At 29.3% G+C, this 23,790-nt stretch carries 23 protein-coding genes and 1 riboswitch; of the genes, 21 read left to right on the top strand and 2 right to left on the bottom strand.

Translation table 11 applies throughout. The features are described 5' to 3' along the window. Positions 1–131: 131 nt before the first annotated feature. A complete protein-coding gene (locus tag KQI18_RS00390) occupies positions 132–1,025 on the top strand; it encodes an MBL fold metallo-hydrolase (RefSeq protein ID WP_216465519.1) in 894 nt (297 codons plus the stop codon). 99 nt (positions 1,026–1,124) lie between these two features. Here the strand turns inward: KQI18_RS00390 and KQI18_RS00385 are convergent, their stop codons facing one another. Next, on the bottom strand, positions 1,125–2,225 hold the full coding sequence (locus tag KQI18_RS00385) for a DUF5808 domain-containing protein (RefSeq protein ID WP_216465518.1): 1,101 nt from the start codon (positions 2,223–2,225) through the stop codon (positions 1,125–1,127). Continuing rightward, positions 2,218–2,607, bottom strand: coding sequence for a GntR family transcriptional regulator (locus KQI18_RS00380; RefSeq protein ID WP_216465517.1), 390 nt, complete (start codon positions 2,605–2,607; stop codon positions 2,218–2,220). The genes KQI18_RS00385 and KQI18_RS00380 overlap by 8 nt, the downstream gene beginning before the upstream one ends. A 276-nt stretch (positions 2,608–2,883) precedes the next feature. Between KQI18_RS00380 and KQI18_RS00375 the strand changes: the two genes are divergently transcribed. The 20 genes from KQI18_RS00375 to KQI18_RS00280 all read left to right on the top strand — a co-directional run bounded on the left by KQI18_RS00375 (position 2,884) and on the right by KQI18_RS00280 (position 23,667). Continuing rightward, on the top strand, positions 2,884–3,525 hold the full coding sequence (locus KQI18_RS00375) for a histidine phosphatase family protein (protein WP_216465516.1): 642 nt from the start codon (positions 2,884–2,886) through the stop codon (positions 3,523–3,525). A gap of 32 nt (positions 3,526–3,557) precedes the next feature. Next, positions 3,558–4,781, top strand: coding sequence for an NAD(P)/FAD-dependent oxidoreductase (locus tag KQI18_RS00370; RefSeq protein WP_216465515.1), 1,224 nt, complete (start codon positions 3,558–3,560; stop codon positions 4,779–4,781). A 25-nt stretch (positions 4,782–4,806) separates the two neighbouring features. Continuing rightward, complete coding sequence (gene cmk / locus KQI18_RS00365) at positions 4,807–5,475, top strand: (d)CMP kinase (RefSeq protein WP_216465514.1); 669 nt, start codon at positions 4,807–4,809, stop codon at positions 5,473–5,475. A gap of 16 nt (positions 5,476–5,491) precedes the next feature. Then, positions 5,492–6,088, top strand: coding sequence for a lysophospholipid acyltransferase family protein (locus KQI18_RS00360; protein ID WP_216465513.1), 597 nt, complete (start codon positions 5,492–5,494; stop codon positions 6,086–6,088). 11 nt (positions 6,089–6,099) lie between these two features. After that, positions 6,100–6,939, top strand: coding sequence for a 4-hydroxy-3-methylbut-2-enyl diphosphate reductase (locus KQI18_RS00355; protein WP_216465512.1), 840 nt, complete (start codon positions 6,100–6,102; stop codon positions 6,937–6,939). A 74-nt stretch (positions 6,940–7,013) separates the two neighbouring features. Beyond that, positions 7,014–8,192 carry a putative manganese transporter gene (locus KQI18_RS00350; protein WP_216465511.1) on the top strand — a complete coding sequence of 393 codons (1,179 nt, stop codon included), beginning with the start codon at positions 7,014–7,016 and terminating at the stop codon, positions 8,190–8,192. A 413-nt stretch (positions 8,193–8,605) separates the two neighbouring features. Further along, the gene (locus KQI18_RS00345; protein ID WP_216465510.1) at positions 8,606–9,178 is read left to right on the top strand and encodes a biotin transporter BioY; all 573 of its coding nucleotides are present in this window, start codon (positions 8,606–8,608) and stop codon (positions 9,176–9,178) included. Further along, the gene (gene bioB, locus KQI18_RS00340; RefSeq protein ID WP_216465509.1) at positions 9,172–10,137 is read left to right on the top strand and encodes a biotin synthase BioB; all 966 of its coding nucleotides are present in this window, start codon (positions 9,172–9,174) and stop codon (positions 10,135–10,137) included. Before KQI18_RS00345 ends, bioB begins: the two co-directional genes overlap by 7 nt. After that, the gene (gene bioD, locus KQI18_RS00335) at positions 10,130–10,810 is read left to right on the top strand and encodes a dethiobiotin synthase (RefSeq protein ID WP_216465508.1); all 681 of its coding nucleotides are present in this window, start codon (positions 10,130–10,132) and stop codon (positions 10,808–10,810) included. Before bioB ends, bioD begins: the two co-directional genes overlap by 8 nt. 225 nt (positions 10,811–11,035) lie before the next feature. Further along, positions 11,036–11,797: a DeoR/GlpR family DNA-binding transcription regulator gene (locus KQI18_RS00330; RefSeq protein WP_216465507.1), complete on the top strand. Its 762-nt coding sequence runs from the start codon at positions 11,036–11,038 to the stop codon at positions 11,795–11,797. 16 nt (positions 11,798–11,813) lie between these two features. After that, entirely contained in the window at positions 11,814–13,127 is a 1,314-nt protein-coding gene (locus KQI18_RS00325) for a four-carbon acid sugar kinase family protein (protein ID WP_216465506.1), read from the top strand. A 39-nt stretch (positions 13,128–13,166) separates the two neighbouring features. Continuing rightward, the gene (pdxA, locus tag KQI18_RS00320; protein WP_216465505.1) at positions 13,167–14,162 is read left to right on the top strand and encodes a 4-hydroxythreonine-4-phosphate dehydrogenase PdxA; all 996 of its coding nucleotides are present in this window, start codon (positions 13,167–13,169) and stop codon (positions 14,160–14,162) included. Between the two features lie 113 nt (positions 14,163–14,275). Further along, positions 14,276–15,655, top strand: coding sequence for a GntP family permease (locus tag KQI18_RS00315; protein WP_216465504.1), 1,380 nt, complete (start codon positions 14,276–14,278; stop codon positions 15,653–15,655). A gap of 202 nt (positions 15,656–15,857) precedes the next feature. After that, positions 15,858–16,487, top strand: coding sequence for a Vat family streptogramin A O-acetyltransferase (locus KQI18_RS00310; RefSeq protein WP_216465503.1), 630 nt, complete (start codon positions 15,858–15,860; stop codon positions 16,485–16,487). A gap of 159 nt (positions 16,488–16,646) precedes the next feature. Next, positions 16,647–17,243, top strand: a complete 597-nt coding sequence (locus tag KQI18_RS00305) for a PadR family transcriptional regulator (protein ID WP_216465502.1) — start codon at positions 16,647–16,649, stop codon at positions 17,241–17,243. Positions 17,244–17,330: 87 nt separating this feature from the next. Continuing rightward, a riboswitch (SAM riboswitch) is annotated at positions 17,331–17,439 on the top strand. Positions 17,440–17,546: 107 nt separating this feature from the next. Continuing rightward, the gene (locus KQI18_RS00300) at positions 17,547–18,812 is read left to right on the top strand and encodes an O-acetylhomoserine aminocarboxypropyltransferase/cysteine synthase family protein (RefSeq protein WP_216465501.1); all 1,266 of its coding nucleotides are present in this window, start codon (positions 17,547–17,549) and stop codon (positions 18,810–18,812) included. Between the two features lie 105 nt (positions 18,813–18,917). Continuing rightward, positions 18,918–19,790: a homoserine O-succinyltransferase gene (locus KQI18_RS00295; protein ID WP_216465500.1), complete on the top strand. Its 873-nt coding sequence runs from the start codon at positions 18,918–18,920 to the stop codon at positions 19,788–19,790. Between the two features lie 342 nt (positions 19,791–20,132). Next, positions 20,133–20,576 carry a MarR family winged helix-turn-helix transcriptional regulator gene (locus KQI18_RS00290; RefSeq protein WP_216465499.1) on the top strand — a complete coding sequence of 148 codons (444 nt, stop codon included), beginning with the start codon at positions 20,133–20,135 and terminating at the stop codon, positions 20,574–20,576. Positions 20,577–20,628: 52 nt separating this feature from the next. After that, a complete protein-coding gene (gene ftsH / locus KQI18_RS00285) occupies positions 20,629–22,488 on the top strand; it encodes an ATP-dependent zinc metalloprotease FtsH (RefSeq protein ID WP_216465498.1) in 1,860 nt (619 codons plus the stop codon). Positions 22,489–22,710: 222 nt separating this feature from the next. Next, positions 22,711–23,667 (top strand): CorA family divalent cation transporter, encoded by a 957-nt coding sequence (locus KQI18_RS00280; RefSeq protein WP_216465497.1) that lies wholly within the window; start codon positions 22,711–22,713, stop codon positions 23,665–23,667. The last annotated feature ends 123 nt before the right edge of the window (positions 23,668–23,790 follow it).

Here is a 23,790-nt window from a genome sequence, read left to right as displayed (position 1 = left end):
CATTATTTAATTTTAAATACATTAAGTAAAAAGGTTTATTTGTATCAATTTTCTGATAACTGGTGGTATTTAAATTTAAAATGGGATATAATAGTAATTCAGTATAAAATATCAAAATTAGAGGTGATATTATGGCTAATTTAACTTTAGAACATATAAAAGGAAATACATATTATATTCCACTTCCTACTATTGTAGGAGTCTATATAGAAGATAATAATGCAATTTTAATAGATAGTGGAAATAATAAAGATACTTCTAGAAAAATTCTCAGACTTCTGGAAGAATATAATCTCAATGTAAAATTAATAATTAATACCCATTCTAATGCAGATCACATAGGTGGGAATGCTTATCTAAAAAATCAAACTAAGTGTGAAATTGCAACTACTAAATTGGAGTCTTATTTTACAGAAAGCCCTATTCTTGAATCTTCATTTTTATATGGAGGAAACCCGAGTAAAGCACTAAAGAATAAATTTTTATTTGCAAAAGAAAGCAAAGTTGATCATATAATAGAAGCTGACGGCAAGATTTTGAATACAGAACTTGAAGCAATTTCTCTGCCGGGGCATTATTTTGAAATGATAGGAATCAAAACTCCTGATGATGTAATATTTATAGGTGACAGTTTAATGCCTCAAAATATAATAGAAAAATACCATTTGTTTTATTTATTGGATATTGAAGCTCAATTTAAAACTCTTGATAAACTACAGATATTAGAAGCAACTTATTACGTTCCAAGTCATTCTATTCATATGGAAGACATAAAGGATCTTATAAAAATTAATAGAGATAAAATGAATGAAATACTAATCAATATAGAAAACATATGTATAAACCCACAAACTATTGACGGGGTGTTGGAACAACTATGTAAAATTTATTTTACTAAGTTAGATGCAAATCAATATGTATTACTTGGAAGCACAATAAGATCCTATATTACGCATTTATATGAAAATAATAGAGTAGAGTATATTTTTGAAGAAGGTAAAATGCTAATAAACAAAGTTAAATAATAAAGCAGGCTATAGTTTATACTATCGGCCTGCTTTTTATATGGTTATTTTTATAAAATTACTTAATCTGAAAAATATTAAAAATATTAGATTCATAATTTAAAATATAAAACCCTTTAAAATATCGTATACAAGATATATTAATAGAAATACTATCGCTATATAAAGTATTTTACCAACGGGATGTGCTGCGTTGACAGTCCAACCGATTCCAAATTTTTTAGGAATCATAAAAGAAGGGTCGTTTTTATTATAGTATATAAGACCTAATATCCAATTATCCTCCTCATCATCAGGTGTGTATGACGAAGTAGATTTAAGATTTGAAGACTTAATAACTATAATTATTAATAAAACACTTGATATAATCATTAAAGCCAGGCTTAAAATATTAAAATAATAATTTAAGTTTGTTCCATTTATTATAGAAAAAATTGTATTTATATATAGTATAGTTAAAGATATTATTAGTCCAAAGAATGTATATCCTAAATTTCTTAAGAACTTCAAGGTAATATCTTTACTGCCAGCTATATTTTCTGTATCTACTTTAACTCTAGATTTCATTGTTGAGATAGCAAATACTGTAATAATTACTACAACAAACATTAAAAGACCAATTTGAGTTATAAAGTTAACAAATGTATTTTCTACAAAATTATCAGCAATACCATAATAATTCCAATGTATAGGTATTAATTTAAAAGTAGGATTATAGTTGAATATTGAGTAAATAGAAAAGAATAGAACAACTACAAAATTAAGTCCAAATAATAACTTAAATTTGTTTATTATTTTTTCTCTTTCAATAAAAATACTCGTGTCTACTATTGCTACTGTTTTTGATGTACTTAAATTTTTTAAGTTACTTTTTATTTTTTTTACAGATTTATGAGTTTTTACATATATTACAACTTCAAAGATTATGAATATAATAATTGAAATTGCTGGAACTATGTTGACGTTTTTCATCTTCATAAACAGAACAAATGAGAGAGCAATGACAAATAGATAGTTTAAAGTAATTAATTTTTTAAAGTCTTTATCTAAGGTTTTAAGCTCTTGTAAATCTTTATACTTTTGATCTAACATTACACCGTAAAATTGCTTTTTAGATGTAAGTTTTGGCATAAAATAAAACAGCAAGTACATTAAAGTAAGATTAAATAATATAAAACCTAAATCATATCCATTATTCATACCTTTTCACCTCGCATTTATCATACAATTTTTCAGATAAAGATAGAAACTCTTCTTTGCTTATACCTGATAGATAAGATTTCGCTATCAAAAGTTCAAGATTTACTTTGTTATTATCCATAGCTGGATTTTCTTGTTTAAGTGGAAGATCTGCAACGATAGCACCTTTTCTTCTGTCAATATTTAAATAGCCTTCATTCTTCAGTTCATTGTATGATTTATTAACTGTATGAAGATTAACCCCTATATTTTCTGCCATAACTCTTACCGAGGGCAGAGATTCATTGACTTTTAGTTCTCCAGAAGCAATGGCTATAACAATTTTATCTTTTATTTGTAAATAAATAGACGTATCGCTATTAAAGTCCAATTCTAAAATCATATTATCACCTCCAAATATTTGTTATATATATATTATATAATATCTATAACAAATATTCCATGAAAAAGTCAAAATTAAAAATTGTTATATGATATAATTATATATTAGTTTAGATTTAGTAATATATATTTGAAATCTTATTGACTTATTTATCTAATAACTAAATATACTGACTATAATTAAATTTAGACAGAAAATTTTTTAGAATTTACTTTTATGGTATAATAAAACATTGAAGAATAATAATATTTATGATTTACATAATAGGAGGAAACTATGGGAAATACATTTTATATAGTAAGGCATGGACAAACTAATTGGAATATACAAGGTAAAACTCAAGGTCACGGAAATTCTGATTTAACTGAAAGTGGAGAAAGTCAAGCAAAACAATTAGCAGAAAGCCTTGTTAATCGAAATATAGATTATATTTATTCTAGTGATTTAGGTAGAGCAGTTCAAACTGCAGAGTTAATTGGCAATAAATTAGGACTAAAAGTCGAAATGACTGAAGGACTTAGAGAAATGGGATTTGGCGTTTGGGAAGGCCTTCTTATAAAGGAGATTCAAAAAGATTACGCAGATACATACAAAACATGGAGGGACGAACCACATATGGTAAATATACCTGGTGGAGAAACACTTCATATAATAAAACAAAGAGTAGATAAATTTATTGAGGAAATTAATGAAAAATATGATAATAAGAATATTGTATTAGTAACTCATTCTATAACTCTTCGTGTAATGCTATTGTCTTTCCTAAACTCTGGGATGGAGAATATATACAGAATTAAACAAGATAATACAGCTCTAAATATAGTAGAATTCAAAGAATATGGACCAGTTGTTGAAAAAATGAATGATACTAGACATTTAATAAAAGATGAAAAAATAAGCAATTCAGCTTTAGAATAAAATTAAATATAAAAAAGATTTAGGAGAAGTTTATGTCTAATATATTGGTTGTAGGAGGCGGGCCATCTGGTATTATGTCTGCCATAACTGCTGCAAAAAATGGCAATGAGGTTATTTTAATAGAAAGAAATGGAGAGTTAGGAAGAAAGCTTAGGGTAACAGGTGGAGGAAGATGTAATTTTACAAACTACAGAGAAATTGAAGATTTTTTTGATAAAGTCGTTACAAATAAAAAGTTTTTATACAGTAGTTTTTACACATTTACAAATAAAGATTTAATTTCATTTTTTGAAGAAAACAACCTTGAATATAAAGTAGAAGAAGATAATGACTTTAAAGTGTATACAAAAAATGATAAATCACTAGAGCTTATAGAAACTTTAAATAAGATACTAATAAATAATAAAGTAAAAATTATGTACAATAAAAAAGTAGAGGACCTTTTAGTAGAGAATAGCAATATAAATAAAGTTATTGGGGTAGTACTTGAATCTGGAGAAAAAATTTATGCAGATAAAGTTATTGTTTCTACAGGAGGTATGAGTTACGCTCACACAGGATCTGATGGATCAATGTATTGTATATTAGAAAAATACGGTCATGACATAAAAAAAACATATCCAGCATTAGTTCCTCTTAAAATTAAAGATAAGTGGATTAATAATTTGCAAGGAGTCTCGCTAAAAAGTGTAGATGTTATGTGGAAGGTTAAGAAGAAGAAATTTCACATATATGGAGATATGTTATTTACACATTTTGGAATTACTGGCCCATGTATTTTAAAAGTATCTTCATATATTAATAAAATGCTAGAAGGTAGTGATATAGAACTTTTTATAGATTTCTTACCGAATATCTCAAATGATGATTTAATCAATACAATTAAAAAATATCCTAGTAGGAATATAGTAAATAATTTAAAAGAAATTTTACCACAAAATTTTTCTAAAGAAATAGTCAATAAATTAAATTTATCTGAAAAAAAATCATTAGATCTTACAAAAGCAGAAGAACTAAGTTTAATTGAAGAGTTAAAAAGTATGAAGTTAGTTTGCAACGGAACCACTGGACTAAATACTGCAATGGTAACTAGTGGAGGGGTTTCTGTAAAAGATATAGAATCATCTACTATGAAATCTAAGAAGTTGGACAACCTGTATTTAACAGGTGAAGTAATCGATGTAGATGCTGAGACGGGTGGTTATAATTTACAGATTGCGTTTTCTACTGGATATTTAGCTGGATTAAACGTGTAAATATTATAAATAGAGGTGTTTAAGTATGAACAATTTGGTAATTGCTGTTGATGGGCCTGCTGGTGCGGGGAAAAGTACTATAGCTAAGATAATTGCGAATAAGCTAAATATAAATTATATAGACACTGGGGCAATGTATAGAGCTATAACATATAAGTGCTTAAAGAATAATATAGATGTTGAAAATGCAGAGGAAGTAGTAGCGTTAGCTAAGAGTACTGAGATAGATTTCAAAGACAATAATATTTATTTAGATAAAAAAATTGTGAACGATGAGATAAGAACTGTTGATGTAAGCAATAACGTATCTAAAGTGTCAAAGATCAAAGAAGTGAGAAAATTGCTCGTGGATGTTCAAAGGAATATAGGCTCTAAAAGTTCTGTAATATTAGATGGTAGAGATATTGGATCAGTAGTGTTTCCAAATGCAGATTATAAATTTTATCTTATAGCAACACCAGAAGAAAGAGGTTGCAGAAGATTCAAAGAGATGAGAAAAAAAGGTTATGATGTAAACCTTGACGAAATAATTAAAGATATAGTTGATAGAGATAAGATGGATATGAATAGAAAATTTGCACCACTTGTAAAAGCAAAGGATGCTCTTGAAATTGATACAACAGGCAAAACTATAGATGATGTAGTTGATGAGGTTGTATCAAAGATCAAAGTCTATAAAAATAATAATAAGTAAGTTGGGAGAGATAAAATTGAATTTCTATAAATTTGTCATATATCTGTTTAGAGGTTTTTGCAAGGTGTTTTATAGATATGAAATAATAGGAGCTGAAAATATACCTAATGAAGGCAATTTAGTAATTGCTTCAAATCATAAATCTAATTTAGACCCTGTATTTTTGGCAGCATCAATATTAAACAGAGAAATTGCTGCAGTAGCGAAAAAGGAATTATTTGATATAAAAATATTAGGATTTATACTTAAAAAATTAAATGTTATACCTATAAATAGAGATAAACCAGACGTATCAACTGTTAAAAAAATTTTAAAAGCAGTTAAGAATGGGTATGTACTAGGTATATTCCCAGAGGGAAGAAGGGTTAAAGGAGAAGAATTTGGAGATGCCAAAGCAGGGCTTGCTTTATTTGCAGTAAAGAGTAAAGCTGATGTAGTACCAGTAACTATAATTTCAAGTTATAAAATTTTTAAGAAAACTGTAGTATATATGGGTGAACCAATATCACTTGAGCAATACTATGGTAAAAAACTAAATAATGATGAGTACGAAAAGATCTCACAGGATATTTTAGATGTAATCAAAGATAATTATTATAAATATTCTAAATAGGGAGTAAAAATATGAATATAAAAATATCAAAAAACGCTGGTTTTTGCTTTGGCGTAAAAAGAGCTATGAAAATGGCATGGGATGAAGTTGTGAGTGGTGAAAATGATATATATGCTCTTGGTCCGCTTATTCATAACAAACAAGCCGTTGCTAAGTACGAAGAAAAAGGCCTTAAAACTGTAGCGGAAGTAAGTGATGTACCATATAATAAGAATATGATAATTAGATCACATGGAGTTGCAGAAAAAGTATATAAGGATTCTTTAAAAAAAGACATAAACATTATTGATACAACGTGCCCATTTGTTAAAAAAATACATGATATAGCAAATGAATACTATATTAATGGTTATAAAATAATTGTTATTGGAGATGCAAAACATCCTGAGGTAATAGGTATAAATGGATGGTGTAACGATTCTGCTATAGTTATTAATAGCATAGAAGAATTAAACAATATAAAATTAGATAATTCTTTAAGATACTGTGTAGTGGCTCAAACTACAATAAACTCGGTATTATACAACGAAATTAAGGATGTCTTAAAGGCAAATTTAAATGACGTAGTTTTCAATGATACAATTTGCTCTGCTACAAAAACTAGACAACAAGCTGCTAGAGATTTATCTAAAGAAGTAGAATGTATGATAGTTATTGGTGGGAAACACAGTTCTAACACACAAAAATTAGTAAAAGTTTGTGAGGAATATGTTCCTACTTTTGCAATAGAAACTAAGGAAGAAATAGATAAGGATGAAATTTTAAAATACAGTGAAGTTGGAATTACAGCTGGAGCTTCTACTCCAGATTGGATTATAGAAGATGTAATAGATTACTTAAAATCCCTATAATTATTGTAAATGTATACTAATTGATCTATGTGGTTAGAATTTTATTAGTTAATTTAAAAATAGGAGATGATATTATGGAGCTTATAATATCTGCGTCTGAAGAATCTTTTCTACATGTAGGTTCAATGATTGGATTTTTCATATTGCTTTTTGAATATATAAACCACAAAACAAGTGGTAAATTCACTAGCGCTATATCGAATAATAAGAAATATCAGCCAGTATTTGGAGCTCTGATAGGGGCTATACCTGGTTGTGGTGGTACCTTAGCTATTGTACCGCTTTATATAAGTGGAAATCTAAGTTTTGGTACAATAATTGCGAGTTTAATAGCTAGCTTAGGAGACGCAGCTTTTGTATTAATTTCAGCTAACTTTAAATTATTTATATTTGTTACCATACTAACAACTATAACCGGTATAATAACGGGTTACATAGTAGATGGTTTTAAACTAGGACAAAGACTTGGTTTAGGCATATATAACGAAAAAAGAAAAGAAGTGAAATTAAGCGGTTCCAATAATGCACATATTCATAATCACAGTCATACGCATAGTCATAAAAATGATAGTGATGGATCGGTTATGGATACATTGTCTGCGGAACATGGAACGGTTAACAACTTTGCGTTTGTCATTACACATGGAATAGGATATAAAATATATATAACTCTACTAATAGTAGGTTTCGTGTTTATGATTGTTTCACATTCTGGTTTAAATTTGCCATTTAAAGACGTAGTCCATACTTTAGAGGAACTTATATCTGTTTTAGGTATAATATTATCAATTGTTTATATGTGGTGCTTTAAAAAGGTTTTTAAAAATGAAAACCCACATGAAGCTGAAAATAAAAAATTATCATTAAGAGAAATGCTTATTCACACAGTGGGTGAGATATCCTTTGTCATTACGTGGATATTTGTAGCATATTTTATTTACGATATTCTAATACTATTGCTTGGTGGCGATCAGTACCTAGTAAATTTAGTACTTGCAACAGGTATAGTAAGCGTATTTATAGGGGCAGCTCTTGGATTAATACCAGGTTGTGGAGTTCAAATAGTTTTAATGTCATTTTATTTAAAAGGACATATTCCGTTAGGCGCATTAATTGCTAATGCAATATCACAAGATGGCGATGCCCTATTCCCAATACTAGCGATGGATAAAAAAGCCGCTTTCTGGTCGATGATTATCACAACAATTCCAGCAATTTTAGTTGGTGTTATAGTATATATGATATTTGGATAAACGTTATTTTTCAAATAGAAGAATAGATATATAAATAAGGGATATCTCAATATGAAAATTGAGATATCCCTTTAATTTTGCATTTTTAAGTTATACAATCAAATTTCAATTTAAAAAATTAAGTTTTACCTGGGAAAAATGATACAAAAACTTAAAAAATAAAATTTTTTAATTATTTTACTAAAATATCAAAAATAACTTACTAATCTATACCTAATATTTTATTTACTTTAAACGTTCATATATAATTAATGATTTTGAATTTGTTATTATAGTGAGAAAACTGAAATATGCCCATATCAGAGTCAATTTTTGTTTACATGATTTTTTTTACATAGTATAATAACAAGGTCGAATAGAGACGCCTCTTGAATTATTATCTAGATAGTAATAATAAATATTAGGAGTTCATTATGAAAAATAAAAAATTTGTAAGTACACGAGAGTTAGTATTGTGTTCACTTTTTACAGCGTTGATAGCAATAGGAGCATTTATTAGAATTCCTGTGCCTTTTATGGATTACTTCACCTTGCAATTTCTGTTTGTTATTTTAGCAGGTATGATTCTTGGATCAAGGCTTGGAGCTATTTCAGTGGCAACATATGTATTATTAGGCCTAATCGGTTTTCCAATATTTGCTGCGGGTGGTGGAATACAATATATATTAAAGCCTAGTTTCGGTTATCTAATAGGATTTATATTTTCTGCATTTATATCAGGTTATATATGTGAAAAAATAGATAAACCATCATACAAGCATTATCTTATCGCCTCATTTTCAGGGATGTTCTTTACATATTTAATTGGATTTATTTATAAGTACTTAATACTTAATTTATATATGAATGAAGCAACCCCAATTTTAATTATAATATTATCTGCATTCCCGCTTGATATACCAGGGGATATGATTCTGTGTATTGTTGGGTCTGGCCTTGCAAATCAATTATGTCGCATTCTAAAAAAGGAGAAAATAAGATGGTAATTAATAATTTAAAAAACAAAATATTATCTGGTTATAGAATTACAAAAGATGATGCGTTAAGTTTAATTGGATCGGACTTAGATGAACTTAGAAAAGCAGCAAACGACATTAGATTGTATTTCTGTGGTAATTCATTTGATATATGTACTATTACTAACGGGAAGAGTGGAAAATGTACAGAAGACTGCAAATACTGTGCTCAGTCTTCTCATTACAAAGTTGATATAGATGAGTACGAACTTTTAAATAGTAAGAATATATTAGATGAAGCTGCCTACAACAATGATAGAGGAATTTTAAGGTATTCTGTGGTAACATCTGGAAGAGATTTATCCGATAGCGAATTAAAAATTATGTGCGATTGCTATAAAAATATAAATGATAAATGCAAAATATCCCTTTGTGCGTCACATGGCCTATTGACATATGATCAGTTTTTAAGGCTAAAATCATCTGGCGTACAAAGATATCACAATAACCTTGAAACTTCACGTAGAAACTTTAAAAACATTTGTACTACTCATACCTATGATGATAAGATCGAAGCTTTAAAAAATGCACAAAAGGCAGGGCTTGAATTATGTAGCGGAGGAATACTTGGATTGGGTGAAACTATGGAAGATAGGATAGACATGGCCCTTGAGTTAAGAGATTTAGGTATTAAATCTATACCAATCAATATCTTAAACCCAATAAAAGGAACACCGTTCGGAAACCTAAATATTCTTGAACAAGAAGAAGTTGAAAGAGTTGTATCTATATTTAGATTTATTCTACCTAACTCAGCACTAAGACTTGCAGGGGGAAGGGGTTTATTTAAAGATAAGGGAAAAAGTATTTTTCTGTCTGGTGCAAATGCTGCTATTTCTGGAGATATGCTTACAACATCAGGGATTAGTATAAGTGATGATATGAGTATGATAAAAAGTATAGGATTCGAGGTAAATAGACTTGAGTAAGAAAGTATTTATAACTGCAACTGGGACAGATATAGGAAAAACTTTCATTTCAGCTTTAATTGTAAAAAAATTACGTGAAAATGACGTAGATGCAGGTTATTATAAGCCAGCTTTAAGTGGTGCTTTATTAGATAAAGGAAAACTAATTCCAGGTGATGTAGATTATGTATGTAGTATATCAGGATTAGACAATAAATATGAAGAACTTGTAAGCTATGTTTTTGAAACAGCAGTTTCTCCTCATTTAGCTGCCAAAATAAATAACGTACAAATAGATAAAGAAAATATATTAGATCATTATTTAAAATTAAAAGATAAATTTGAGTTTTTAGTAGTAGAGGGTTGTGGAGGCATAATATGTCCTTTAAATATGGATAATGAATTAATTATGCTGACTGACATAATAAAGATGATGAACATAAATATCGTTATTGTGGCTTCATCAGGACTTGGAACAATTAACACAACTGTATTAACTATTGAGTATGCTAGAAGCCTCAATATTGGGATATCGGGAATAATTTTAAATAATTATGAAGAGGATAACTTTTTACATCAAGACAATAAAGAAAAGATTGAAAAATTAACAGGAATCAAGGTTATATCCTGTGTTAAAAAAGATTCTTTAGATCTGGAGATAGATATTGAAGAACTTAAATCTATCTTTGTATAAATTATTTAATGCATCGTAATCTAGGTGCATTTTTTTATGTATAAATTTTTAAAATTAGATATATATTATTAGTTATAAAATAAACGAACATATTCTATATAAAATATTGACATTTACTAATGAAATATGTAAATATATATTTATAAACAAACATAATCAAACACAAAAAAACAATAAACAACAAATAGGAAACAATAAAAATAATAAATTAAGGATGGTTAAGATATGTTTCAAATAAATAGACATAAAAAAATATACAACTATCTGTTAGATAAAAATAATGCTACTGTAAATGAATTAGCTGAGATTTGTGATGTAGCGCCTATGACTATCAGAAGAGATCTTGACAAGATGGAAAGCGATGGCCTAATTACTAGAGTGTTTGGTGGTGCTGTAATTGGATCAAATATAGTTAAAGAAATCGCTTATGAAGAAAAAGAAAAAGCGTCTATTAATGAAAAGATTTCGATAGCGTCTGAAGCTTCTAAATTAGTTTCTGACAATTCGATAGTGCTACTTGACTCAGGTACTACATGTATGGAAATAGCTAGAAATCTTATAGATAAATCAAACTTAAAAGTCATAACTACAGATATACTTATTGCAGCATATCTTATGAAATTTAAAAATATAGAAGTTTATTGCACAGGTGGACGAGTTCAGACAGATATAGGTTGCTGTATAGATCATATGGCAGTAGATTATATAAGTAAAATAAATGCAGATATCTGTTTTTTAGGCGCAAGTGCTATAAACAATTCATTAGATGTATCTACATTTACAATGGATAAAGTTCTTATAAAACAAGCTATGTTAAAATCATCAGAGTACAGAATACTTGTTGCAGATGATACGAAATTTGAAAAGAGTAGTTTTGCTAAAATATGCGAACTTACAGATTTTAATTTAGTAATTACAAATAAAGAGATAAAAGACAGTTTAAAAGAAACTCTCATAGAAAATGGAGTTAGTTTACAACTAGTGTAATTAGGAGGTAAAAACAATGAAGCTATACATAATAGCAGATGATCTAACAGGTGCAAATGCAACTAGTGTATTATTAGCAAAAGAAGGATATAAATGCTCTAGCTTTATAGATTCTGAGCTGCTAAATGAAAGTAATATGCAGAGTTACGATGTTGTAGCTGTGAGTACAGACAGTAGAGGAATCAAATCTAATGAAGCGTACGATAAAGTCGCAAGGGAAGTGAATAGAGTAAAACACTTGGCCCCAACTTATGCTAAAAGAATTGACAGTACTCTAAGAGGTAACATTGGTTCTGAAATAGATGCAGTACTAGACAATGTGATAGATAGTGTAGCAATAGTAGTAGCTTCATATCCAGATTCGTCAAGAATATCAATAGGAGGTTTTCTTCTAGTAAATTCAATTCCTCTTGAAAAGACTCTAGTAGCTAAAGATCCAAAATGCCCTGTTACAAATTCTAAAATAAGCGAAATCATTAAGTTGCAAACAAAGTACAATGTTGGAGATATTGGGGTTAATGAAGTATTAAAGGGATACGATAGTTTATCTGAAAGAATAAAGGACCTATCTAACACAGGAAATAGAATAATTGTTATAGATGCTGTTACTAACGATGATATAGATACAATTGCTAAAGCAGCTAAATTAAGTGATCTGAATGTAGTAACCGTTGATCCAGGACCATTTACGAGAAGCTATCTAAATGAAAAATGTGGTTCTTCAACAGTAGAACAAGGCAAAAAAGTTTTTTTAACAATTGGAAGTGTATCTAAGACTACGATCGGCCAAATCAAACATTTATTAGTAAGTAAAAATCCGGATTTAGTAAAAGTAGATCCTCTAAAACTGATAGATGATACAAAAAAAGACCAGGAGATTGATCGAGTAATAACGTTGATTAGTGAAAAAATAGAAGCAAATAATTCTAATATATTAGGGGTTTCTACTACAACTAGAGAAGAGGAAGTTTTGGATCTAACAGCTTTATCACAAGAGATGAAATTAGACGAAGAAGCCATTTCTGTAAAGATAAATAAAGGGTTAGCTAAAATAACTGAAAAGGCATTAGCTATATCACACTCAGCTATAGGAGCTCTTTATACTAGTGGCGGTGATGTCACTATGGAAGTTATGAAAATACTTGAAGTAGAAGGTATTGATATAAAGGATGAGGTAATACCACTAGCTGTTTATGGTAGATTTATCGGCGGTAAGTACGATAATATGCCAGCAATTACAAAAGGTGGATTAATAGGAGATGAAAAAACGCTTCTAGTTTGTGTAGATTATTTATTGACTAAAATATCAACACAATACTATGTAAAATAAAAATATAAGACATATTAGAAATAAACAGGAGGTAAGTATATGCAAAAACCATATATAGGTGTGTCAATAGGAGATCCAGCGGGAATTGGTCCTGAGATAGTAGTAAAATCAATAGCTAGAGAAGATACAAATAGTTATGCAAATACAGTTATTTTCGGGGATAAGAAAATAATTGAAAATGCAATTAAGATATGTAATTTAGATTTAGTAGTAAAAGTTATTGAAGATGTTAAAGATGGAACTTACAATAATAAAACTCTTAATCTAATAGATTTAGGCAATATAGATATGGATAAATTTGAATTTGGTAAAGTAAGTGGAATGTGTGGTAAAGCATCATTTGAATATATAGCGAAATCTATAGAATTTGCTCTTGACAAAAAAATTGATGCAATTGCAACTACTTCTATAAATAAAGAATCGTTTAAAGCTGGTAATGTACCTTATATAGGTCATACTGAAGTTTTAGAAGCATTAACTAACACTCATAATCCTCTTACAATGTTTCAAGTTCGTAATTTAAGAGTATTTTTCTTAAGTAGACATGTTTCACTTAGAAAAGCTTGTGACTTAGTAACAGAAGAAAATATGTACGATTTTATAGTTAGATCAAAGCAATCATTAGATGAACTAGGTATAAAAAATGGTAAATTAGCAGTAGCTGGCCTAAATCCTCACTGTGGTGAACATGGTTTATTTGGTAATGAGGAAAGACATATAGAGAAGGCAATAGAAAAAGCAAAAGCAGATGGAATAGATGTAATTGGACCTATAGGTGCAGACTCAGTATTCTACTTCGGACTTCAAGGAAAATATGATGCAGTTTTATCTTTATATCATGATCAAGGTCATATAGCTACTAAGACAGTGGACTTCCATAAGACGATATCTATAACTAATAACATGCCATTTTTAAGAACATCAGTTGATCATGGAACAGCATTTGATATTGCTGGTAAGAATATAGCTGATGAAATAAGTTTAGTTGAAGCTATTAGATTGGCTGCAGAATATGCTCCAAATTTTGGAAAATAGGTTTTATTATCCAATTATAATAAACAATGGATTTTCAATATGATAAAACTAAATTTTAGTTTTATATATAAATATATGACATAATACAATAATTTTTAAGGGAGAATAATAATATGGAAGCGACAACATTAGTATCATCAGGTCCTCAACTTCTATTAGGACTTGGTTTAGGTATTACACTGTTAATTTTCATGATGCTAAAAACAAAAATACATCCGTTTTTAGCTATGATTATCGCTGCATCTGTCACTGGACTTGTTGGTGGAATGGGAGCAGCAGACGTAGTAGGGAGTATAACAAAAGGGTTTGGTAATACTCTTGGTAGTATAGGTATCATAATAGGTTTTGGTGTTATGATGGGAGAGATATTCGAAATTTCTGGAGCCGCTAAAAAAATGGCTCAAGTGTTCGTTAAGAAACTAGGGAAAGGTAGAGAAGAATTAGCTCTAGCTATAACAGGATTCTTAGTATCTATTCCTATATTTTGTGATTCAGGGTTCGTAGTACTATCACCACTTGCTAAATCTATATCTAGAAATACTGGGAAATCAGTTATTTCACTTGGATTATCTTTAGCAGTTGGACTTGTAATAACTCACTCTTTAGTACCTCCTACTCCAGGACCAGTCGGTGTTGCTGGAATATATGGAGCTAATGTCGGAACAGTATTACTACTTGGTATTATATGTGCAATACCTATGACAATTGCAGGACTTATGTATGCAAAGTATATAGGAAATAAAATGTACAGAATACCTTCTGAAGATGGAGAGACTTATTTAACAGAATATACTGCACCATCTAATGAAAATGCTTTAGGTGATGAATCAGAAGTTTTTCCATCTACATTTATGTCATTTATGCCTATAATAGTACCTATAGTTTTAATACTTATAAGTACAGTTTCATCTTTATTTAAGTATGAAGGTGGAATGTCTGAAGTTATAAATTTCTTAGGATCTCCAATCATAGCTGTTGGGATAGGTCTTATTGTTGCTATATACGGATTAGGCGCTAAGTATGAGAGAAAAGAGATCATAGGCGCAATGGAAAAAGGAATAAAGTCAGCAGGTGTTATAATGCTTGTTACAGGTGCTGGTGGTGCTTTAGGAATGATAATAAGAGACAGTGGAGCTGGAGATTATATAGCTGGTTTGATAGCTCAAACAGCGCTTCCTGCAGTAGTAATACCATTCGCTATATCTTCTATAATAAGACTTATACAAGGAAGTGGTACTGTTGCTATGACTACAGCAGCATCAGTTACTGCTCCAATGATGGCTACACTTGGACTTAGTCCAGAGCTTGCAGTTTTATCTGCTTGTATAGGTTCACTAGTGTTCTCACATTTCAATGACTCATACTTCTGGGTTGTAAACAGAACTCTTGGTGTTACTGAAGCAAAAGAGCAGATCAGAGGTTACTCTATAGCTAGTACAATTGTATGGGCTGTGGGATTTGTAGAATTATTAATAGCAAGTTTATTCATATAATGTTAAAAGATTGAAATAATATAAAATAATGCTGTACAGTTAGACTTTATTAGCCTATATTGTACAGCATTTTTATATTTATTTTTGTTAATTCTTTTATTATTCTATTTAAAGTAAGTGTTGTAAATTTATGTTATACGGACTAGTTTTATAGTATACTAGTTAAAGAATCTTATTCAATATAAATTTGGAGGTGTATAATATGTTTGGACCAAATCCGAATGAAATTTATCCAAATGAAAATATAAAGTCAATATGTTACATTAAAAATGTAATAAAAAGACCTAATATAATTATAGGAGATTATACTTATTATGACGATATAAACGGTGCTGAGAAATTTGAGGATAGAGTAACTCATCACTACGAATTTATAGGAGATAAACTAATAATAGGTAAATTTTGTGCAATTGCAAAAGGTATAGAGTTTGTTATGAATGGAGCTAATCATAGAATGGATTCTGTAACAACTTATCCATTTAATATAATGGTGCATGGTTGGGAAAAGTCTATACCTACACTTGAAGATCTTCCTCTTAAAGGAGACACTGTAATAGGAAATGATGTATGGATAGGTCAAAATGTCACTGTAATGCCAGGCGTACATATAGGAGATGGTGCTATAGTAGCAGCTAACTCTGTCGTTACAAAAGATATAGGCCCATATTGTATAGCAGGAGGAAATCCAATAAAAGTTATTAGAAAGAGATTTGATGATGAATTTATTGATTACTTATTAAAAATTAAGTGGTGGAATTGGTCATCTAAAAAAATATTTGAAAATTTAGACATACTATGTAGTGGCGATTTAGACTTAATAAAAAGTATATAAATCTTATCAAAATTAAAAAAATAAATACGTATATTGTCGACTAGTGTATAATATAGTAGTATTTAATATAGCTATGAAAACCAATAATTTAAGCATAGATAAGCCGATAATATTTGGTTATTTGTATAAATGAAAATGATAGGAAGGTGATTAGATAATATGTCTACGGTCGATTTGGCGATTTTAGGAGATATTTATAAAGAGCCTAAAAGTGCCTACGAAATTCAAAAGAGTATAGAGTTAACTGGGATATCAAAATGGGTAAAAATAAGTACGCCATCTATTTATAAAAAGACAATTCAATTAGAGAAAAAAGGTTATTTATCGAGTGAAATAATAAAAGAGGGTAGAATGCCAGAAAAAACAATTTATTCTATAACTAAATTCGGAGAAATCTATTACATGGATTTGATGAAAAAGGCTGCAAGCAATCACATAGATGTAATGCTAGAATTCAATGCTGTTATTACAAATATAAAAAATCTATCTAAAGAGGATGCAAACGATCTGACAAGCTCTATTAGAAACAATATAGAAAAGAGTATGATGTATCTAGAAAAAACTTTGATAAAAGACAGAGAAATAAATAGTGATGAACTAAAGGATATTAAATCTATAGATAATGACTGCAAAATAAATAATAGTAATAAATTGGATTTTATAAATAAATCTATAATTAAACAACAATCTAACATCTTTAAATCACTTTATTTATGGATAAGTGACTTTAAGGATGAATTAAATAAAAATATTTAAAATAAAGTTATTTAAAATATTTCCTAAAAAAGAGTTGACAAAGTTTCTGGAAAAATATATCATGGGTACAACACAAAATTAAATTAAATCTTATCCAGAGTGGTGGAGGGACTGGCCCTATGAAACCCGGCAACCAGTATATATTAATTATACATTGGTGCTAAATCCTGCAGCGTGAGAAGCTGAAAGATGAGTATAGTAAAGCTTATTATAGAGCCTGAGTATATACTTAGGCTCTTATTTATATTTAGAGCTCATCGCCGATTTATTTAATTTTAAATAAAATCAAAGGGGGACAACAAAATGTCAAAAAAAGAAACAATATGTGTTCAAGGAAATTATAAACCAGGGAGTGGAGAAGCAAGAGTAGTACCAATACATCAAAGCACTACTTTTAAATACGATGAATTGGATCAACTTGCAGATTTATTTGATTTAAAAGCTTCGGGACATTTTTATTCTAGACTTAGCAATCCAACAGTTCAAGCACTTGAGGAGAAAATTAACTTACTAGAGGGTGGTGTTGGTGCATTAGCTGCATCATCAGGGCAAGCGGCAAATTTACTTGCAATACTAAATATATGTCAAGCCGGAGATAACTTCTTATGCTCTTCGAAAGTATATGGAGGAAGTATAAACTTATTTGGCCATACATTTAAAAAATTAGGTATAGAAATTAAAAGATTTGATTTAGACGACGAGGCTGAAAAAATAATAGCTTTAGCAGATGAAAACACAAAAGCTATATTTGGCGAAACATTGGCAAATCCTACATTAGAAGTGCTAGACTTAGAAAAAATAGTATCTATAGGTAAAACGATAGATGTTCCAGTAATTATAGATAATACATTAGCCTCACCATATCTTTGTAACCCAATTGAGTACGGGGTTAACATAGTTACACACTCAACTACAAAATACTTAGATGGTCATGCTGCAGCCATGGGCGGTATAGTTGTAGATGGAGGTAATTTTAACTGGGATAATGGAAAATTTAAGGAATTAGTTGATCCAGACCCTTCTTACCATGGTCTTAGCTATACTGAAACTTTTGAGCAAGCAGCTTTTATAACAAAGGCAAGAGTACAGCTTATTAGAGATCATGGGAACTGTCAAAGTCCATTCAATGCTTTTTTGACAAATCAAAACATTGAAACACTGCATTTAAGAATGGAAAGACATTCTGCTAATGCACTTTCAATTGCAAAATTTTTACAAGAGCATAAAAATATTAATTCTGTAAATTATCCAGGATTAGAGGGTAATAAATACTATGAGAATGCTAAAAAATACCTTCCAAAAGGTGCGAGTGGAGTATTGTCATTTAATGTCAAAGGCGGAATTGAAAATGCTAAAAAATTTGTAGGTAAATTAAAAGTCGCCGCTTTAGTCACTCACGTTGCAGATGTAAGAACTTCAGTTATACATCCAGCATCTACTACTCATAGACAATTATCAGAAAAAAAACAAATTGATGTTGGCATACATCCATCACTAATAAGATTATCAGTTGGTATTGAGAATGTAGATGATCTTATAGCTGATTTAGATCAAGCTCTGAATTTTTAAGTTTGTATAGACTATAGCTTTTATATCGATATAATAAAGAAAAATTAGGGTAGTGTTTTTAAACTTTTATATAGAATAAATTTGTGAAGTAAAGGAAGTTGAGTTATGTCATTAATACTAACGAGAGGATTGCCAGTTATAGACAAATTGATTGAAGAGGGAATTGATGTAATCTGTACGGAGGATTACAAATATAAAAATAAGTATAAAAAAATTGCAATTCTAAATCTTATGCCTATTAAGATAGATACAGAGTTGGATTTATTAAAAAGACTGCATAAATCGGGGGTAGATTTACTGATAGACTTTATAATTATTTCTACTAGAAAAAGTAGAAGAACTTGCAATGAGTACACATCAAAATTCTATAAAACACTAAATGATATAATAGAAACTAATTATGATGGGTTAATAATAACAGGGGCTCCGGTCGAACAAATGGAATTTGAAGAAGTTGATTATTGGGAGGAATTAAAGGATATTATAGATTATAGTAAAGTTAATTCAAAATCTACTTTATATATATGTTGGGCGGCTCAAGCAGGACTTTATAAAGATTATAATATTGAAAAGTATCCACTTAATAAAAAATGCTTTGGTGTATTTGAACATAAGATAAATAAAAATAGCAAAATAGTAAATAACTTTGACGGGGTTTTTTACGCTCCTCATTCAAGACATACTACTATAGATATTAATGATATAAAAAATAACTCCGAATTAAATCTAGTCAGTTATTCTGATGAAGCTGGAGCTTATATAATCACTAATACTAGAGATATATACGTAATGGGGCACAGTGAGTATGCAAAAGATACACTAGATAAAGAATATAAAAGAGATGTAGAAAAAAATATAAAAATTGAAATACCGATAAACTATTATCCTGACGATGATCCTTCTAATGATCCGGTAATAAGATGGAAGGAACACTCAGAGCTTTTGTTTAAAAATTGGATAGAAAATTATTTGATTTAACCACTAATTAATAGCCTCCTTATTAATAAAGTTGTTAAGGTAAGATATAAAAAGAGAGTGTTAGGGGTAACCACTCTCTTTTTTGTTAAAATATATTGTTTTTATTATAAATTAATTGGGTATAATGTTTATACAAAAATAGAGTTGTTCATATTATGTACATATTTATATGATTTTATATAATTACTCTGATGAAATAATTTTTTGTTGACTTAATAGTTATAATAAGTTAATATTTAACGTATTAAATATTATCGTATTAAATATTCACGACGATAGTTTTTATAAATAAACATTGTATATCATAACTACTAAATACGATAAGATTAGGAGATGTTATTTATGGATGAAGCAATATTTAAACAAAAGCTTATGGAATATCATAGAAATATACATAATAAGTTTACAAATATGTTAAATGAACATTATAAACCTTTTGGTATAACATCAGTTCAAGCTGTTATATTACTAGATCTCTATGAAAATGGAGAGGTAAAGATAAGTGATTTAAGCAAAAACCTTAATATGACTAATAGTAACGTCTCTGTTATATGTCAAAGGTTAGAAAAAAACGGATTTATCAGTCGCATAAGAGATAATGAAGACCAAAGAATTGTAAAAGTAGTACTTGCTGAAAAATTCATGAACATACAGTCGAAATTGGAATCAAGTGTATTCGATAATTATTTTGAGAATATAACTGAAGATAAACTAAAAGATATGGAAGATATAGTAAGTGGTTTAGAAAAACTTGATGAATTACTTTCTTGTATTGATTGTAAGTAGGCATATTGATATATTAGAAAAATTTAAACCTTAATAAGGGAGAGATCACAATATGAATGAAAATAAAAATCCTAAAATACCTATTTTCTATTACTATGCGGTTACATTAATTGTTGTTATGCTGTTTAACATTATTATATCGCCACTCTTAAATGAAAGAAAAACAGTAGAAATAGATTATGGAACATTTATTCAGAGAGTAGAAAAAGGAGAAGTAGAAGAAGTACAAATCCAGAATAATAAGATAGTAATAAAACCTAAGGATAAAGAGGATAAAAAAATCTATATTACTGGCAAAATGAATAATGATCCAGATCTAGTAAAAAAATTAGAGAAATCAGATGTTAAATTTTCAAGTGAAATACCTCGTGAAAATTCCCCTCTAGTAAATTTTTTAATTAGCTGGATAATTCCAATGGCAATTTTTATGTTTGTTGGAAATATGATTATGAAATCAATGCAGAAAAAAATGGGTGGAAACTCTATGCAGTTTGGAAAGAGCAATGCAAAAGTATACGTTTCAGCTAAAAGTGGAAAGACATTTGTAGATGTAGCTGGTCAAGATGAAGCGAAAGAAGCCTTAACAGAGATTGTAGATTTCTTAAATAATCCAGTGAAATATAAAAAAATTGGAGCAGAAATGCCTAAAGGAGCTCTCTTAGTCGGGCCCCCAGGTACTGGTAAAACACTACTTGCTCAGGCTGTCGCTGGTGAAGCTGGTGTACCATTTTTCTCTATATCAGGTTCTGAATTTGTGGAGATGTTTGTCGGTATGGGAGCATCTAGAGTAAGAGATTTATTTAAGCAGGCAAAAGAAAAAGCACCATGTATAGTGTTTATTGATGAGATAGATACTATTGGTAAAAAAAGAGATAGTGGATCAGGGTTAGGTGGAAATGATGAGCGTGAGCAAACTTTAAACCAGCTTCTAAGTGAGATGGATGGTTTTGACGGAGGATCTGGTGTTGTAATACTAGCAGCCACAAATAGACCAGAAAGCCTTGATAAAGCCTTGCTTAGACCTGGTAGATTTGACAGAAGAATACCAGTAGAACTTCCTGATTTAGCAGGTAGAGAATCAATACTAAAAGTCCACTCAAAGAAAATTAAAGTATCTGATGGCATTGATTTCAACGCTATTGCTAGGGCGACATCTGGAGCGTCTGGAGCTGAACTTGCAAATATAGTAAACGAAGCTGCACTTAGAGCTATTAAATGTGATAGAGATATAGTTTTACAGGAAGACTTAGAGGAATCTGTTGAAACTGTAATTGCAGGATATCAACGTAAAGGTGCAGTTATATCAGATAAAGAAAAACGCATAATAGCATACCATGAAATTGGTCATGCTTTAGTAGCTGCTGTAGGTAAAAATTCAGCTCCCGTACACAAAATAACTATAATACCTCGTACTTCAGGGGCACTTGGATACACAATGCAGGTTGCAGAGCAAGAAAATGTACTAATGAGCAAGGAAGAAGCAATTGAGAAAATTAGAACTCTTACAGGTGGAAGAGCGGCAGAAGAAGTAATTTTTAATCTAAGTACTTCTGGTGCTTCAAATGATATAGAACAAGCAACTAAAATTGCAAGATCAATGATAACAAGATTAGGTATGAGTGAAGAGTTTGATATGATGGCTCTTGAGACTGTTAACAATCAATATCTTGGAGGAGATTCTTCGCTAGCATGCTCACCTGATACTTCAGCCAAAATAGATGAAGAAGTATTAAAGCTGATAAAAACTTGTCATCAAGATGCTATTCAAATTCTAAAAGACAATATAGATAAACTTCATGAATTAGCTGCATATCTTCTTGAAAAAGAGACAATAACTGGTGAAGAATTTATGGATATTTTGAATGGACAAACTGAAGAAGTAGTTGATATAGATCTAAATAAAGAGAGTTAAATAGACAATTTTATAGTTAAATATTTATAGATTGAAGTAAGAGGTTGAAATAGGCTTGCTTCAATCTATTTTTTAATAGTGTCTTTTAAATTTATTTAAAAGTAGTAAAGTTAATGTATAATTATGTATATATAGTTAAATTATGGGTGAACAGATAAAAATCTAATAATTTACTACTAATAATATATAATAATCATAAGATATAATTTTAGGAGAATAGATATGTATGTACTAAATTTAAACACAAAAAAAGTAATTGAAAATATAGACGAAAATTTTTATTGTAAAGAAAGTTCATATGCGATTCTTTGTACTCCAGAAAATCTAACTTTTTTTAAAGATATATTAACTATAGATGAAACTACTTATAGAGACTCTCTTAGATATGATGATGTAACAAAACTACTTTTGTACGATGAATACGATTATTTAAGTTTAAATACATTTGAAATTAAAGAGAAACAAACTATAATCGAGGAAGTTAATATATACCTTGCAGATAATTTTATTTTAGTGGTTGTTACTGAAGAACATTTTATATTTAAACTAATAAAAAATATAATGTTCCAAAGTTCAATGTTAGAAGAAAATCCTCAAGTAGATATTTTTCAGTTAAATTACTTTATATTTAAAGAGATAATTATCAGTGGTTTTGAATCTTTAGAAGCTGTTGAAGATATGATACTAAAAATTGAGGATGATCTATCTGATAAAATAAATGACTCCTTTTCTGATAGAATTAACTATGTAAGAGGCCTTGCAAGAGATATAGTCAAAACTATTAGACCACTTTTATATATTGGAGATAGAGCTATTAAGGAGAATGCAAGATACTTAAAGTATCCAGAAGTAAAGAACTTCTGTGCTGAGAATATGCAGAGAAGTGATTTAGGAGTAGACAGATTATATAACTTTGCTATATCTACCAGAGAACTTGCAGATAAATTGCTAGATATTTATTCATCAAAAGTAGGTGAAAAAACTAACAATTTAATAACAAAATTGACACTTGTGACAGCGATTTCCGCACCACTTACAATCATAACAGGTATATATGGTATGAACTTTAAACATATGCCTGAACTATCTTGGATATATGGGTATCCATTTATATTGCTTATGATGTTTTCTATAGTTATTATTGGCGTTATTATATTCAAGATAAAAAAATTTTTGTAAAGAATAAAAAATTGATTGTCTAAATTTTGTCGAAACTTAACCTATAAGAGATTATTATATGTTTAATAATTTTATTTTGTTGAAAATTATATATCAATGTTATATAATTAAACGTGTAATTAT

The organism is Metaclostridioides mangenotii (genome assembly GCF_018917235.1).
In the GTDB taxonomy this organism is placed as follows: Bacteria; Bacillota; Clostridia; order Peptostreptococcales; family Peptostreptococcaceae; genus Metaclostridioides.
The sequence above is the reverse complement of the archived record's forward strand: the minus strand, read 5'-3'. Positions and strand labels throughout refer to the sequence as shown.

Excerpts from the sequence above, each read along its gene's own strand:
- KQI18_RS00390 (WP_216465519.1), top strand. The coding sequence starts at position 132 with ATGGCTAATTTAACTTTAGAACATATAAAAGGAAATACATATTATATT.
- KQI18_RS00385 (WP_216465518.1), bottom strand. The coding sequence starts at position 2,225 with ATGAATAATGGATATGATTTAGGTTTTATATTATTTAATCTTACTTTA.
- KQI18_RS00380 (WP_216465517.1), bottom strand. The coding sequence starts at position 2,607 with ATGATTTTAGAATTGGACTTTAATAGCGATACGTCTATTTATTTACAA.
- KQI18_RS00375 (WP_216465516.1), top strand. The coding sequence starts at position 2,884 with ATGGGAAATACATTTTATATAGTAAGGCATGGACAAACTAATTGGAAT.
- KQI18_RS00370 (WP_216465515.1), top strand. The coding sequence starts at position 3,558 with ATGTCTAATATATTGGTTGTAGGAGGCGGGCCATCTGGTATTATGTCT.
- cmk (WP_216465514.1), top strand. The coding sequence starts at position 4,807 with ATGAACAATTTGGTAATTGCTGTTGATGGGCCTGCTGGTGCGGGGAAA.
- KQI18_RS00355 (WP_216465512.1), top strand. The coding sequence starts at position 6,100 with ATGAATATAAAAATATCAAAAAACGCTGGTTTTTGCTTTGGCGTAAAA.
- KQI18_RS00350 (WP_216465511.1), top strand. The coding sequence starts at position 7,014 with ATGGAGCTTATAATATCTGCGTCTGAAGAATCTTTTCTACATGTAGGT.
- KQI18_RS00345 (WP_216465510.1), top strand. The coding sequence starts at position 8,606 with ATGAAAAATAAAAAATTTGTAAGTACACGAGAGTTAGTATTGTGTTCA.
- bioB (WP_216465509.1), top strand. The coding sequence starts at position 9,172 with ATGGTAATTAATAATTTAAAAAACAAAATATTATCTGGTTATAGAATT.
- KQI18_RS00330 (WP_216465507.1), top strand. The coding sequence starts at position 11,036 with ATGTTTCAAATAAATAGACATAAAAAAATATACAACTATCTGTTAGAT.
- KQI18_RS00325 (WP_216465506.1), top strand. The coding sequence starts at position 11,814 with ATGAAGCTATACATAATAGCAGATGATCTAACAGGTGCAAATGCAACT.
- pdxA (WP_216465505.1), top strand. The coding sequence starts at position 13,167 with ATGCAAAAACCATATATAGGTGTGTCAATAGGAGATCCAGCGGGAATT.
- KQI18_RS00315 (WP_216465504.1), top strand. The coding sequence starts at position 14,276 with ATGGAAGCGACAACATTAGTATCATCAGGTCCTCAACTTCTATTAGGA.
- KQI18_RS00310 (WP_216465503.1), top strand. The coding sequence starts at position 15,858 with ATGTTTGGACCAAATCCGAATGAAATTTATCCAAATGAAAATATAAAG.
- KQI18_RS00305 (WP_216465502.1), top strand. The coding sequence starts at position 16,647 with ATGTCTACGGTCGATTTGGCGATTTTAGGAGATATTTATAAAGAGCCT.
- KQI18_RS00300 (WP_216465501.1), top strand. The coding sequence starts at position 17,547 with ATGTCAAAAAAAGAAACAATATGTGTTCAAGGAAATTATAAACCAGGG.
- KQI18_RS00295 (WP_216465500.1), top strand. The coding sequence starts at position 18,918 with ATGTCATTAATACTAACGAGAGGATTGCCAGTTATAGACAAATTGATT.
- KQI18_RS00290 (WP_216465499.1), top strand. The coding sequence starts at position 20,133 with ATGGATGAAGCAATATTTAAACAAAAGCTTATGGAATATCATAGAAAT.
- ftsH (WP_216465498.1), top strand. The coding sequence starts at position 20,629 with ATGAATGAAAATAAAAATCCTAAAATACCTATTTTCTATTACTATGCG.
- KQI18_RS00280 (WP_216465497.1), top strand. The coding sequence starts at position 22,711 with ATGTATGTACTAAATTTAAACACAAAAAAAGTAATTGAAAATATAGAC.